The sequence below is a fragment of the Cupriavidus pauculus genome (genome assembly GCF_022179805.1).
GTDB lineage: Bacteria > Pseudomonadota > Gammaproteobacteria > Burkholderiales > Burkholderiaceae > Cupriavidus > Cupriavidus pauculus_E.
Genome location: NZ_BPUO01000002.1, coordinates 324,711 through 337,164, shown reverse-complemented (window position 1 = coordinate 337,164; position 12,454 = coordinate 324,711). Strand labels below are relative to the sequence as shown.

The following is a 12,454-nucleotide window of genomic DNA, read 5'->3' as shown; positions in this document are numbered from 1 at the left end:
CGGCAAGCTCCTACTTACTTTCCGAACTTATTTCGGCTGCATGCGGATCGCGCCGTCCAGGCGGATCACTTCGCCGTTCATCATCGGATTGCCGATGATCGCCTGCGCCAGCTTGGCAAATTCGGCGGGACGGCCAAGGCGCGACGGGAACGGCACCATCTTGCCCAGTGCGTTCTGCACTTCCTGAGGCATGCCCAGCAGCATTGGCGTCTCGAACAGGCCCGGGGCAATCGTCATGCAGCGCACGCCGTCGCGCGACAGGTCGCGCGCGATGGCCAGTGTCATGCCGACCACGCCGCCCTTCGACGCCGCATAGGCAGCCTGGCCGATCTGGCCGTCGAATGCCGCCACCGAGGCGGTATTGATGATCACGCCGCGCTCGCCTTCGGCGTCGGGCGTGTTCTGCACCATGGCCGCTGCGGCCAGGCGCGTCATGTTGAACGTGCCGATCAGGTTGACGCGGATGGTCTTCTCGAACGCGTCGAGCGGATGCGGGCCGTTCTTGCCCACCGTCTTCGATGCCACCGCGATACCTGCACAATTGATCAGGCCGGACACCCTGCCAAGCTTCTGTGCCGCTTCGACCACGGCTTGCCCGTCGGCTTCGGAGGCGACGTCGCACTTCACGAACTGGCCGCCCAGTTCCTGCGCCAGTGCCGTGCCGGCTGCCTCGTTGAGGTCGGCGATGACCACCTTGCCGCCGGCCTGCGCCAGCATGCGTGCCGATCCGGCGCCCAGTCCCGACGCGCCGCCGGTGACGATGAATACGTTGCCCTGGATGTCCATCCGTCTGTCTCCTTGTTGGTCTGTTTTGATCTCGATGATGCTGAGTGCCGTTTACGTTAACGTAAATCAGTGGCGCTTGTCAGCCCTTGTTCACCCCCATACGTCCCCATTTGGCCCTCATCGGACCGCAAAAACAAAAACGGCCCAGGATATTCCTGAGCCGTTTCCGGGGTACTGCCTGGCAGGGAGATTACTTCAGCGCTTCGAACACGCTGGCCGTGATCTTGTCCACATCGCCGACGCCCGCGATCTTGCGGTACTTCGGCGGTGCCACCTTGGCCGACGCGTCGCCCTTGTTGGCCCAGTCGGAGTAGTAGTCCACCAGCGGACGCGTCTGCTGCGAGTACACGTCCAGGCGCTTGCGTACCGTTTCTTCCTTGTCGTCGTCACGCTGGATCAGCGCTTCGCCGGTCACGTCGTCAACGTTTTCCACCTTCGGCGGGTTGTAGCGCACATGGTACGTACGGCCCGATGCCATGTGCACGCGGCGGCCGCTCATGCGCTCGATGATGGCGTCGAACGGCACATCGATTTCCAGCACGTAGTCGATGGCCACGCCGGCTTCCTTCATGGCCTCGGCCTGCGGGATCGTGCGCGGGAAACCGTCGAACAGGTAGCCCTTTTCGCAGTCGCATTCCTTAAGACGGTCCTTCACCAGGCCGATAATGATGTCATCCGACACCAGCCCGCCGGCATCCATCACCTTCTTGGCTTCGATGCCCAGCGGCGTACCGGCCTTCACCGCAGCGCGCAGCATGTCGCCCGTGGAGATTTGCGGAATGCCGAACTTCTCGCAGATGAACTTGGCTTGCGTGCCTTTGCCGGCGCCAGGCGCGCCCAACAGGATCAAACGCATTTACGGGTCCTCAAGGTATTTGAATTCGGTCTGGCGGGAGCTATGGAAGGAGGGTACCGCCGCAAGTTGACGCGGGACTTACGCCCGGCCATACCCGGCGTGAAGGCCAGGGCACATGCCGGCGTCCGCTCATGCGCGGTGCCCGAAGCGCGGCGTCGGCTGCCTGTCGTGCGAGTTGCGGCGATGAAAGCTGGCGGCCATGCAACTGGCGACGAAGGTCGGCGGCGCGCATCCGGGCGGGCTCGATCTCTATCTCCCCACCGAGCCTTTACAGTCGTGGGTTGCACGGCTGCGGGCTCTGTATCGGCAGGCATTATGCCATGGGCAAAGCCGGTTCGGCCTTCGTCCAGGTTGCAGCAGTATGAACTCCAGCGTGAAACTGCGGTCTACGCCGCCCCCCTGGGTCAGGGGCCGTCCTGCGCCATGCCTTGGGCCCACAGCGCGCGCACGCGCTCCAGGTCCGCCGGCGTGTCCACGCCAGGCGCCGGCGCGGCGGCCGTAACCATCACTCCGATCCGCTCGCCGTGCCACATCGCGCGCAGCTGCTCCAGCGCCTCGACCTGTTCGATCGCCGAGATGGCCAGCGTGGGGAATCGGCGCAGGAAGCCGGCACGATAGGCGTAGATGCCGACATGCCGCAGCACGGGCATGGCCGGCATCGGCACCTGGGCCGACGCGGCGGGTTGCGTCGGCACGGTGCTCCATGCGTCGCGTGCCCACGGAATCGGCGCGCGAGAGAAGTACAGCGCGCGGCCCGCGTTGTCGCACACCACTTTCACCACGTTGGGATTGAAGACGTCGGCCACGTCATCGAGCGGATGGGCCGCCGTGGCGATGGCGCAGTCCGGGTGCGCGGCCAGATGCAGCGCCACCTCGTCGATCAGGCTCGGCTCGATCAGCGGTTCGTCGCCCTGCACGTTGACGACGATCGCGTCGTCGGCCAGGCCCAGCAGCGCCGCTACTTCCGACAGCCGGTCAGTGCCCGAAGGGTGGTCGGCGCGCGTGATCACGGCTTCCACGCCGCGCGCGGCGCAGGCAGCCGCCACTTCGGCGGCATCCGTGGCCACAACGGTGCGCTGGGCCGACGACGCATGCGCACGTTCGGCGACGCGCACGATCATCGGGTGGCCGCCGATGTCGGCCAGCGGCTTGTTCGGCAGCCGGGTGGAGGCCAGCCGGGCCGGGATGACGACGGTAAATGCGGGAATGCTCATGATGATTGCCTGACTGCTTGCCGGCCGATGGGCGGGTTGTCGCGCTATCGGCGGCAGGTCATTGGTCCGTCAGTTGCCAGACGGTTCCACGGGCACCACGCGGCCCGGCACCGACTGGCGCGCTTCGTCGGCCAGCATGACCGGAATGCCGTCGCGAATCGGATAGGCCAGCTTGTCGGCGTGGCAGATCAGTTCCTGGGCGGCGCGGTCGTATTCCAGCTTGCCCTTGCACAGCGGGCAGACGAGGATTTCAAGCAGCCGGTTGTCCATCCTGGTGTTCCTTGTCGAGACCGGTCGTCGTGCCCGTGGCACTGGATTGCCCCGTGGTAACGGGCGTGGCGACGGCCGGATTGCGCGCCATCACGGCGCGGCGGATTTTATCGATCAGGCCCGCGTCGATCACGGGCGTGGTGGGGACGACCCAGATCCTCGGGTCGTCGAAGCGCTCGCATTTTACGGCATCCTTCTCGGTGATCAGGATCACGTCGGCGTTGAGCGCCTGGTCATTGCCGGCGAACGGGTCTTCGGCAAAGTCATAGTGGTCGGGCAGCGGCAGTGTGGCCGGCGTCAGCCCCGCATGGCGCAGGCTGGCGAAGAACCGCTCCGGATTGCCGATGCCGGCCGCCGCCAGCACGCGTTTGCCCGCGAACTGCGCAACCGGGCGTGCCATCGTCGGGTCGTTGAGCTGCCAGGCATCGTCGAGTTCGAGTCGCATGCCGTAGACGTCGGGCTTGTCGGGCGTGGCCTTGAAGTTCGGATCGTTGATCAGCGTGGCGTCGCGCGGCCGGCTCAGCGGCTCGCGCAGCGGGCCGGCCGGCAGCAGCATGCCGTTGCCGCCCATGCGGGCGTCGAACATCACGATCTCGAAATCGCGCTGCAGCCGGTAGTGTTGCAGGCCGTCGTCGAGCAGCAGCACATTGACGCCCGGATGCGAGATCAGCATCGTCTGTGCGCACAGCGCGCGGTCCGGGAAGACCCACACCGGTACATCGGTGGCGCGTGCGATCAGCAGCGGTTCGTCGCCCACATCCGCCGCCTTCGACGTCGGCTTGACCCGGCGCGGGTGTGTCAGCTTCACGCCATAGCCGCGCGACACCACACCCGGACGCAGGCCCGCTTCGGATAATGCCTGCGCCAGCGCGATCACGGCGGGCGTCTTGCCGGTGCCGCCTACGGTCACGTTGCCGACCACGATCACGGGCATGGGCAGGCGCGTCGACTTGAACCAGCCTTGGGCGTAGCCAAGCCGGCGGATGCGCGCGATCAGGCCGAACACCAGCGACAACGGCCACATCAGCCAGGCAAACCAGCCGCGGCGCTGCCACTGATCGGTGACGAAGTCGGCTAGGGCGTGTCGGGAAGCGGGCATGAGCGGAGGGAGAAAAGGGCAGTGCCACCCTGGGGTGGCACCGGCCGGATGCAGACATTATGGGCATTGCCCAGCGCATGGGGCAAGCTTGCCGCCCGATCCGGCCTATTCGTACGCCGGCGGCGCCGGCGCACGCTTCAGCGCTGCTGCGAGCTTTGCGTGGCGAAGGTCAGGCGCGACAGGCCGGCCACGCGCGCGGCCTCCATCACGTTGATCACCGCCTGGTGCGTGGCCTGGGCGTCGGCATTGACGATCACCACGGGCTGCGGCCCGCTGCCGGCGGGGCCAGCCGCGCTACGCAGCTGGTCCGCCAGGCTGGTCACGTCCTTCTGCTCCAGCACCTGCTTGTTGACGGAATAGACCCCACGGGCCGACACCGATACGACGATTTCGGTCGGATGCTGCTGCGCCCGGTCGGAATCGGCGGTGGGCAGCTGGATCTGCAGTTCGGTAAAGCGCGAGTACGTGGTCGTGATCATCAGGAAGATCAGGATCACGAGCAACACGTCGATGAGCGGGATCAGGTTGATCTCCGGCTCCTCGCGCCGCTGGCGGGAACGGAAACGCATGGCGTGCTCCCGGCCGCGTCAGGCCCGCCGCTGCGGCAGGATGGCGTCGAGGAACGCCGTGGCACGGAATTCCAGCTCGGCCACGTAGTCGTCCACCAGCCGGCGGAAATAGCGCCAGAAAATCAGTGCCGGAATCGCCACGATCAGGCCGAAAGCGGTGTTGTAGAGCGCCACGGAAATGCCGTGCGCCAGCTGTTCGGGGTTGGCGCCGGTGCCGCCCTGGTTGCCGAAGATCTCGATCATGCCGATGACCGTGCCCAGCAGGCCCATCAGCGGCGCCACCGAGGCAATCGTGCCCAGCGCGTTCAGGTAGCGTTCCAGCTCGTGCGCCACGACGCGGCCGGCTTCTTCCACCACGTCCTTGGCGGCGTCACGCGACGTCTGCGGCTGCAACACCACGTGGCGCAGGCCGGCGGCCAGCACGCGGCCGAGCGGCGAATTCTTTTCGAGATTGTTGACGACCTCGGGCGTGGCCTTGCGCTGCTGGGCGGCGGAGAGCGCCTCCTCGTACAGCTTGGGCGGCAGGATCTTGCTGCGCTTGAGGGAAATGAAACGTTCGACGATCAGCGCCAGTGCGATGACCGAGGCGAGCAGCAGCGGCCAGATCGGCCAGCCGGCCGCTTGAATGATGGAAAACACGTGGACCCCCGAGATTCTACGAAAGCGACAGACCCGAAATGGAAAAGCTGGAACAACAACGCGGCAGCCTTGGCGCACGCTGGTTGCCGCGCACGCACTGGCAATGCTCGAAAAAATTCAGGCGCCACTCTAACCCGCGCGCCGGGCACGCGGCAAGCCGGGCAAGTGTGCCGTGTCTGCGGCTTTCCACACTGACGCGGGACAGGATTGTGGACGGTTTGTGGAAAGCTGTCTGAAAAGCCACCTAACCCCTTGATTGCAAAGGGTGCATCACGCGCTGCCTGTTTTTTGTGCAATCGGGCTGCACCAGGCCGGTTCTGCGATTTTGCCCATGCCCGCGTCGATTCGGGCGCCTGGTGGCACCTGTCGCAACCGATCTTTCCACAATCAACCGGGACAGTGCTGTGGATCGGCTGTGGAAAGATGCCGAAGAATTCAGGCAAGTCATTGATCCATAAGGGAATGCAACTGGTTGCCTAAAAAACGGGCAAGGCGGGCGGCTTCGGTGCCCTGCAAAGCCGGCGCAGCGCCGTGCATTTTCCACATCAAATCCGGAAAGGATTGTGGAACGGCTGTGGACAACCCGGGGAGAAGGCGCCTAACCCCTTGATTCGTATCGACGTATACGTACTTGCTCAGAAATCGGGCAATTTGCCGGGCCGGGCGGCCGGTGTGGCAAGGTCGACATTCGATGCCCAGGTCGTTGCTCCAGCGGTGGTCGGGGCGCGACGTATACGTTGTCCACAGGCGAGACGCTTGACAAATCCATTATCCAAAGCTTCTGTGGATAACTTTGTGAACAAGCGCCGGGTGGTTTTGGTAAGTCGTTGACGCGTAAGGTTTTCTCTTACATTGCCTGTTTTTTGGTCCCATCGGAAAATTCAACAGAATCAAAGGCTTGTACCGGTTTATGCGGATCGGGGGGAAGCATGGGTGCGTTACCGGTTGCCTCTTGACATAGCGGTTATGCTGTGGACATGTCCATCTCACGCCGCCTGTGCGGCCGTGCCCCATGCCAGAGAACGAGAACCTTTCGCGTTTTGCGCCGTCGCAGCCGCCCACCCGTACGCGCGAAGTGATCCCGGTCAGCGAACTCAACCATGCGATTGCCGGCGTACTGGAACGCAGCTTTCCGCTGGCCTGGGTGCGAGGCGAAATTTCCAACTTCACGCGCGCGGCCAGCGGCCACTGGTACTTCTCGCTGAAGGATGCGCGTGCGCAAATTCGCTGTGTGATGTTCCGGGGGCGCAACCAGCATGTCGACTTCACGCCGCGCGAAGGCGAGGCCGTCGAAGTGCGTGCTGTGGTGTCGATGTACGAGGCGCGCGGCGAGTTGCAACTGGGCGTGGAAGCCATGCGCCGCGCGGGACTCGGCAATCTCTACGAGGCATTCCTGCGACTCAAGGAAAAACTTGCGCAGGCCGGTCTGTTCGATACCGAACGTAAACGACCGATTCCGAGCCATCCACGCACGATCGGCGTGGTGACGTCGCTGCAAGCAGCGGCCATGCGCGATGTGCTGACCACGCTGCAGCGCCGCGCGCCGCACGTGCCGGTGGTGGTATACCCAGTGCCAGTGCAGGGCGCCGGCGCGGCCGAGAAGATTGCGGCCATGCTGGACCTGGCTAGCACACGCGACGAATGCGACGTGCTGATCCTGTGCCGGGGCGGCGGCAGCATCGAGGACCTGTGGTCGTTCAACGAGGAAGTGGTGGCGCATGCGATTGCGCGCAGCCGCGTGCCCGTGGTGTCCGGCGTGGGTCACGAAACCGATTTCACGATTGCCGACTTCGTGGCCGACGTGCGCGCGCCCACGCCCACCGGCGCGGCCGAACTGGTCAGCCCGGACCGCGCGCACCTGCTGCAGGCGGCACGCCGCGCGCGCGACGCGCTGGCGCAATCCATGGACCGCCAGCTCGAACGCCGCGCGCAGCACCTGCAATGGCTGGCGCGGCAGTTGCGCAGCCCGCAGGCGCAGATCCAGGAGCGCCGCGCCAACGTCGACAATCTGGCGCGACACTTGCGTGCGGCATTGCGTGACACGGTGTCGGCCCAACGCCATCGGCACGATGTGCTGGCCATGCGCTGGCGTGCCTGCAAGCCCGATATCGGCGCGGAACGCATCACGCTGGACCGCCTGTCGGCGCGCATGGACGCCGCGCTGGAGCGGCGTCATGAACGCGAAACCCAACGGCTGGCGCGCGCCGCCGGGGCGCTGGAACTGCTGGCCCCGCAGCGCACGCTTGAACGCGGGTACGCGGTGCTGCTGGACCAGCGCGGCCGGGCGCTGCGGTCGCCCAATGAATTGCGGGCCGGCAGCATTGTCGAGGCCCATCTGGCGGACGGCACGGCCGACATCGAAATCGCCGGCGTACAGGCCAAACTGGCCGCATTCTGAGCGGATTCGGAGCCGATTCGCATGACTCGGTTGCGACTGATTCTCACTCGATAACAATGGTCCCCTGAGCGGCCGCAGGGGAAACTAACATGAGGTCAGGGGGCTTTCCGGCGCCGTTTGCGCGGGTCTGGCAAGTCACCTACAATCGGCCATTCTCCCCACCAAAACCGAGACAGAACAATGGAACACACGCTCCCTCCTCTCCCGTACGCGCATGACGCCCTGGCTCCGCACATCTCCAAGGAGACCCTGGAGTTCCATCATGACAAGCACCACCAGACGTACGTCACGAACCTGAACAACCTGATCAAGGGCACCGAGTTCGAGAACTCGACGCTGGAAGAAATCACCAAGAAGTCGTCGGGCGGTATCTTCAACAACGCAGCCCAGGTCTGGAACCACACGTTCTACTGGGAATCGATGAAGCCGAACGGCGGCGGCCAGCCGACCGGTGCCCTGGCTGACGCGATCAACGCCAAGTGGGGTTCGTTCGACAAGTTCAAGGAAGAATTCACGAAGACGGCCGTCGGCACCTTCGGTTCGGGCTGGGCCTGGCTGGTCAAGAAGACCGACGGCTCGCTGGACCTGGTGTCCACCTCGAACGCCGCCACGCCGCTGACCACCGACGCCAAGCCGCTGCTGACCTGCGACGTGTGGGAACACGCCTACTACATCGACTACCGCAATGCCCGTCCGAAGTACGTCGAGGCATTCTGGAACGTCGTGAACTGGGACTTTGCTGCGAAGAACTTCGCCTGAGTCTAGCTATTGCAGACAGCGTCTGCAAGGCAGTGAAAAAAGCCCTCCTAGCGAGGGCTTTTTCTTTGTGGGTTGGCGCGTCGCCTACTCGATGGTGACGTTGCCCTCCTTGACCAGCACGGCAAACTTGCCCGTCTCGTCGTTGATCCGTTTGGCGAACGCCTCGGGCGTGCTCGACATTGGCTCTGCCCCTGCAGCGATCATGCGCTGCTGGAAGTCTGGCGAACTGACGATGCGGACGATTTCGGCGTTCAGTCGGGTCACGATTGGCTTGGGTGTGGCGGCCGGTGCGAGGACGCCGAACCAGGTGCCGATGTCGAAGCCCTTGAGACCGGATTCTTCCATCGTGGGTACGTCCGGTAGCGCGCTGGACCGCTTGGCTGTGGTCACCGCCAGTGCCTTGAGCTTGCCGCTCTTGATATGCGGCAGCACCGTCGTCAGCGTGTCGAACGACATCGTCACTTGCCCGCCCAGCAGGTCGGTGGTCAGCGGGCCGCTGCCCTTGTAGGGCACGTGCAGCAGCTTGGCGCCGGTGGTGGCCTGGAACTGGGTGCCGATCAGGTGTTGCGCCGTGCCGTTGCCGTTCGAGCCGTATGACAGTTCGGGCGACGCCTTCTTTGCCAGTGTCACCAGTTCGGCTACGTTCCGGGCCGGCGTCTTCGCGCTGTTGATGACGAGCACGTTGGGCACCATCGCCAGCGTGGATACGGGCACCAGATCCTTCTGGAAGCTGTAGGGCAGCTTCTTGTAGACCGACGTGGCGATCGTATGATGCAAGGCGCCCATCAGCAGCGTGTAGCCATCGGGTTTGGCCTTGGCGACATAGTCGGCGCCCACGGTGGCACCGGCACCGGGCCGGTTCTCGACGATGACTGGCTGGCCCAGCGCCTTCGACAACTGGTCGCCGAGCGTGCGCGCCAGGATGTCCGTGGTGCCGCCCGATGGGAACGGCACCACAAGGCTGATGGGTTTGGCCGGCCAGTCCTGCGCCATGGCCGTGGATGCGCCGCAGACGCCGGCGGCAAACATCGTGAGGCCCAGGATGCGGCCGACGGTGCGGTTGGTGATGGTACGCATGGTTGTCTCCTCTGGTTGTTGTGGTGGGAATGCGTGTGGTGCCTATGCCTAGACCGATACCGGGAACGCGGCGCGGCCCGCGAAGGTGGCCGCGCAGCCGAGTTCCGCTTCGATGTAGAGCAGCCGGTTGTACTTGGCGACACGATCGGAGCGCGACAGCGAGCCCGTCTTGATCTGCGTGGCGGCCGTGCAGACGCTGAGGTCCGCGATCGTCGTGTCTTCGGTCTCGCCGGAACGGTGCGACATCACCGACGCGTAGCCCGCCCGACGGGCCATCTCGATGGCGGCCAGTGTCTCGGTCAACGTGCCGATCTGGTTCGGCTTGATCAGGATGGCGTTGGCCACGCCGCAATCGATGCCTTCCTGGAGGATGGCGGTGTTGGTGACGAACAGGTCATCGCCTACCAGCTGCACGCGCTGGCCCAGGCGCTCGGTCAGCAGCTTCCAGCCTTGCCAGTCGCCTTCGGCCATGCCGTCCTCGATCGTGACGATCGGGTACTGCGACACCCAGCCGGCAAGCAGGTCGACAAAGCCGCCAGCGTCGTAGCTGCGCTGTTCGGCGTGCAGCGCATAGCGCCCGTCGCGATAGAACTCAGAACTGGCGACGTCGAGCCCCAGCGCGATGTCGCGCGCGGGCTGGAAGCCGGCGGCCTCGATGGCCTGCATGATGACCTCCAGCGCCTGTTCGTTCGACTTCAGGTCGGGCGCAAAGCCGCCTTCGTCGCCCACGGCGGTGGAGAAGCCGCGCTGCTTCAATAACGCCTTGAGCGTGTGGAAGACTTCGGCGCCCCAGCGGACGGCTTCCGAGAGCGACGGTGCACCCACGGGCACGATCATGAATTCCTGCATGTCGACGCTGTTGTCGGCATGCGCGCCGCCATTGATGATGTTCATCATCGGCATGGGCAGGCGCATGGTCTGACTGTCGCCGCCGATCGAACCACCAATCGATCGATAGAGCGGCACACCGGCCGATGCCGCCGCCGCTCGCGCAGCAGCCAGCGAGACGGCCAGCAGCGCGTTGGCGCCCAGGCGCGACTTGTCGGGTGTGCCGTCGAGCCGGGTCAGGCATTGGTCGATCTCGGCCTGCTCCGCTATCTGCATGCCGGCCAGAGTGCGCGCGATATCGACGTTGATATGGCCAACGGCCTTGCGCACACCCTTGCCGGCATAGCGCTGGCGGTCACCGTCGCGCAGTTCGATGGCTTCGCGGGCACCGGTGGAGGCGCCGGACGGTGCCGCCGCAAAGCCTTCGCTGCCGTCGGCCAGCAGCACCTGCGCGGCCACGGTGGGGTTGCCGCGCGAATCGAGGATCTCGTAGCCGCGCACTTCCTGGATCACTGACATGTTGTGTCCCTTACTGGACCTGCGCGATGCGCAGCAGGTTGGTGGTGCCGGCAACCGTGAACGGCAGGCCGGCGGATATCACGATCGACTGGCCGCGCTCGCCAAAGCGTTCCTTCACCACGGTGCGGCTGGCCAGTTCGGTCATCTCCAGTACATCGACCACTTCGTGGCAGAGCACGGCGTGAACGCCCCAGGCCAGCGCGAGCCGGCGCGCCGTGGCAATGCGCGGCGTCATGCCGAGGATGGGCACCTCGGGGCGCTCGCGCGCCATGCGTAGCGCGGAATAGCCCGAGCTGGTGTAGGCCACCGTGGCCGGCACCTTGAGCAGCCCCGCCACATGGCGCACCGCATAGCCGATGGCGTCCGCGGCCTCGGCGCGCGGCGGGGTGTGCGATGCCTGGATGGCGTCGTGGTACAGGGGGTCGGATTCGGTGCGCGTGATGATGCTGTTCATCATCGTCACGGCCTCCACGGGAAAGCGGCCCGAAGCCGATTCGGCCGACAGCATCACGGCATCGGCACCGTCGTAGACCGCGGTGGCCACATCGGAGGCTTCCGCGCGTGTGGGCACCGGCGCGGCGATCATCGATTCCAGCATCTGCGTGGCCACGATGACCGGCTTGCCGGCCTTCCGGCAGGCGCGCACAATCTGCTTCTGCAGCGACGGCACCTGCTCGGCAGGCATCTCCACACCCAGGTCGCCCCGCGCAACCATCACCGCATCGGCCTCGGCCACGATGGCGTCGAGGCTCTGGATCGCGGCAGGCTTCTCCAGCTTGGCGACGATGCCCGCGCGATCCCCCACGATGGCCTTGATCTCCTGGATGTCCTCGGGGCGCTGCACGAACGACAGCGCAATCCAGTCCACGCCAAGCGTGAGCCCGAAGTCGAGGTCGCGGCGGTCCTTTTCCGTCATGGCCGAGAGCGGCAGCACCACGCCAGGCACGTTGACGCCCTTGCGGTCGGATAGCTGGCCGCCGTTGACGACCGTGGTTTCGGCAAAGTCGCTGCCGCAACGGATCACACGCAGACGGATCTTGCCGTCATCGAGCAGCAGTTCCGCGCCTTCGCGCAGCGCGGCGAAGATCTCGGGGTGGGGCAGGCTGACGCGGGTGGCGCTGCCCGGCGCATCCTTGTCGAGGTCGAGGCGGAACGATGCTTCCGCCGCAAGCTGGATCGGGCCATCGGCAAACGTGCCGATGCGCAGCTTGGGGCCTTGCAGGTCCAGCAGCACGCCGATGGGGCGGCCACGCTGCTGCTCGATGGCGCGGATCGTATCGAGCCGCTGGCGGTGGTCGTCGTGGCTGCCGTGGCTGAAGTTCAGGCGGAACACATCGGCACCCGCGTCGAACAGGGCATCGATGGTCTCGGGTGACGTGCTGGCGGGACCCAGCGTAGCCACGATCTTCGCATTGCGAAGGCGTCTCATGGTGATACTCC

Annotated in this window: 12 protein-coding genes; 2 read left to right on the top strand and 10 right to left on the bottom strand. The window is 65.4% G+C overall.

The features are described 5' to 3' along the window. Window positions 1–27: 27 nt before the first annotated feature. From MFF62_RS05165 to MFF62_RS05135, 7 genes are all read right to left on the bottom strand, one after another. A complete protein-coding gene (locus MFF62_RS05165) occupies window positions 28–786 on the bottom strand; it encodes a 3-hydroxyacyl-CoA dehydrogenase (RefSeq protein ID WP_238260861.1) in 759 nt (252 codons plus the stop codon). A gap of 190 nt (window positions 787–976) precedes the next feature. Beyond that, a complete protein-coding gene (adk, locus tag MFF62_RS05160; protein ID WP_238260859.1) occupies window positions 977–1,642 on the bottom strand; it encodes an adenylate kinase in 666 nt (221 codons plus the stop codon). A 404-nt stretch (window positions 1,643–2,046) separates the two neighbouring features. Beyond that, a complete protein-coding gene (gene kdsB / locus MFF62_RS05155; RefSeq protein WP_238260857.1) occupies window positions 2,047–2,856 on the bottom strand; it encodes a 3-deoxy-manno-octulosonate cytidylyltransferase in 810 nt (269 codons plus the stop codon). A 69-nt stretch (window positions 2,857–2,925) separates the two neighbouring features. Further along, a complete protein-coding gene (locus MFF62_RS05150; protein WP_101680194.1) occupies window positions 2,926–3,126 on the bottom strand; it encodes a Trm112 family protein in 201 nt (66 codons plus the stop codon). Next, window positions 3,107–4,225 carry a tetraacyldisaccharide 4'-kinase gene (gene lpxK / locus MFF62_RS05145; protein WP_238260855.1) on the bottom strand — a complete coding sequence of 373 codons (1,119 nt, stop codon included), beginning with the start codon at window positions 4,223–4,225 and terminating at the stop codon, window positions 3,107–3,109. Before lpxK ends, MFF62_RS05150 begins: the two co-directional genes overlap by 20 nt. Before the next feature lie 137 nt (window positions 4,226–4,362). After that, complete coding sequence (locus MFF62_RS05140) at window positions 4,363–4,794, bottom strand: ExbD/TolR family protein (protein WP_238260853.1); 432 nt, start codon at window positions 4,792–4,794, stop codon at window positions 4,363–4,365. A gap of 18 nt (window positions 4,795–4,812) precedes the next feature. Beyond that, on the bottom strand, window positions 4,813–5,433 hold the full coding sequence (locus tag MFF62_RS05135) for a MotA/TolQ/ExbB proton channel family protein (RefSeq protein ID WP_238260851.1): 621 nt from the start codon (window positions 5,431–5,433) through the stop codon (window positions 4,813–4,815). Between the two features lie 1,012 nt (window positions 5,434–6,445). Between MFF62_RS05135 and xseA the strand changes: the two genes are divergently transcribed. Together xseA and sodB are read left to right on the top strand one after the other, a co-directional pair. After that, window positions 6,446–7,831 (top strand): exodeoxyribonuclease VII large subunit, encoded by a 1,386-nt coding sequence (xseA, locus tag MFF62_RS05130; protein WP_238260849.1) that lies wholly within the window; start codon window positions 6,446–6,448, stop codon window positions 7,829–7,831. 180 nt (window positions 7,832–8,011) lie between these two features. Continuing rightward, window positions 8,012–8,590 carry a superoxide dismutase gene (gene sodB / locus MFF62_RS05125; RefSeq protein ID WP_238260847.1) on the top strand — a complete coding sequence of 193 codons (579 nt, stop codon included), beginning with the start codon at window positions 8,012–8,014 and terminating at the stop codon, window positions 8,588–8,590. An 84-nt stretch (window positions 8,591–8,674) separates the two neighbouring features. Here sodB and MFF62_RS05120 read toward each other — a convergent pair whose 3' ends face one another. The 3 genes from MFF62_RS05120 to pyk form a co-directional block, all read right to left on the bottom strand. Beyond that, window positions 8,675–9,619, bottom strand: coding sequence for a tripartite tricarboxylate transporter substrate binding protein (locus tag MFF62_RS05120; RefSeq protein ID WP_404990675.1), 945 nt, complete (start codon window positions 9,617–9,619; stop codon window positions 8,675–8,677). A 96-nt stretch (window positions 9,620–9,715) separates the two neighbouring features. Further along, complete coding sequence (eno, locus tag MFF62_RS05115) at window positions 9,716–11,014, bottom strand: phosphopyruvate hydratase (RefSeq protein ID WP_238260843.1); 1,299 nt, start codon at window positions 11,012–11,014, stop codon at window positions 9,716–9,718. Between the two features lie 10 nt (window positions 11,015–11,024). Further along, the gene (gene pyk / locus MFF62_RS05110) at window positions 11,025–12,443 is read right to left on the bottom strand and encodes a pyruvate kinase (protein ID WP_238260841.1); all 1,419 of its coding nucleotides are present in this window, start codon (window positions 12,441–12,443) and stop codon (window positions 11,025–11,027) included. Between the last annotated feature and the right edge of the window lie 11 nt (window positions 12,444–12,454).

What these genes read in the sequence shown, in the direction of transcription:
- MFF62_RS05165 (WP_238260861.1), bottom strand. Translation starts at nt 786, where the DNA reads ATGGACATCCAGGGCAACGTATTCATCGTCACCGGCGGCGCGTCGGGA.
- adk (WP_238260859.1), bottom strand. Translation starts at nt 1,642, where the DNA reads ATGCGTTTGATCCTGTTGGGCGCGCCTGGCGCCGGCAAAGGCACGCAA.
- kdsB (WP_238260857.1), bottom strand. Translation starts at nt 2,856, where the DNA reads ATGAGCATTCCCGCATTTACCGTCGTCATCCCGGCCCGGCTGGCCTCC.
- MFF62_RS05150 (WP_101680194.1), bottom strand. Translation starts at nt 3,126, where the DNA reads ATGGACAACCGGCTGCTTGAAATCCTCGTCTGCCCGCTGTGCAAGGGC.
- lpxK (WP_238260855.1), bottom strand. Translation starts at nt 4,225, where the DNA reads ATGCCCGCTTCCCGACACGCCCTAGCCGACTTCGTCACCGATCAGTGG.
- MFF62_RS05140 (WP_238260853.1), bottom strand. Translation starts at nt 4,794, where the DNA reads ATGCGTTTCCGTTCCCGCCAGCGGCGCGAGGAGCCGGAGATCAACCTG.
- xseA (WP_238260849.1), top strand. Translation starts at nt 6,446, where the DNA reads ATGCCAGAGAACGAGAACCTTTCGCGTTTTGCGCCGTCGCAGCCGCCC.
- sodB (WP_238260847.1), top strand. Translation starts at nt 8,012, where the DNA reads ATGGAACACACGCTCCCTCCTCTCCCGTACGCGCATGACGCCCTGGCT.
- MFF62_RS05120 (WP_404990675.1), bottom strand. Translation starts at nt 9,619, where the DNA reads ATGTTTGCCGCCGGCGTCTGCGGCGCATCCACGGCCATGGCGCAGGAC.
- eno (WP_238260843.1), bottom strand. Translation starts at nt 11,014, where the DNA reads ATGTCAGTGATCCAGGAAGTGCGCGGCTACGAGATCCTCGATTCGCGC.
- pyk (WP_238260841.1), bottom strand. Translation starts at nt 12,443, where the DNA reads ATGAGACGCCTTCGCAATGCGAAGATCGTGGCTACGCTGGGTCCCGCC.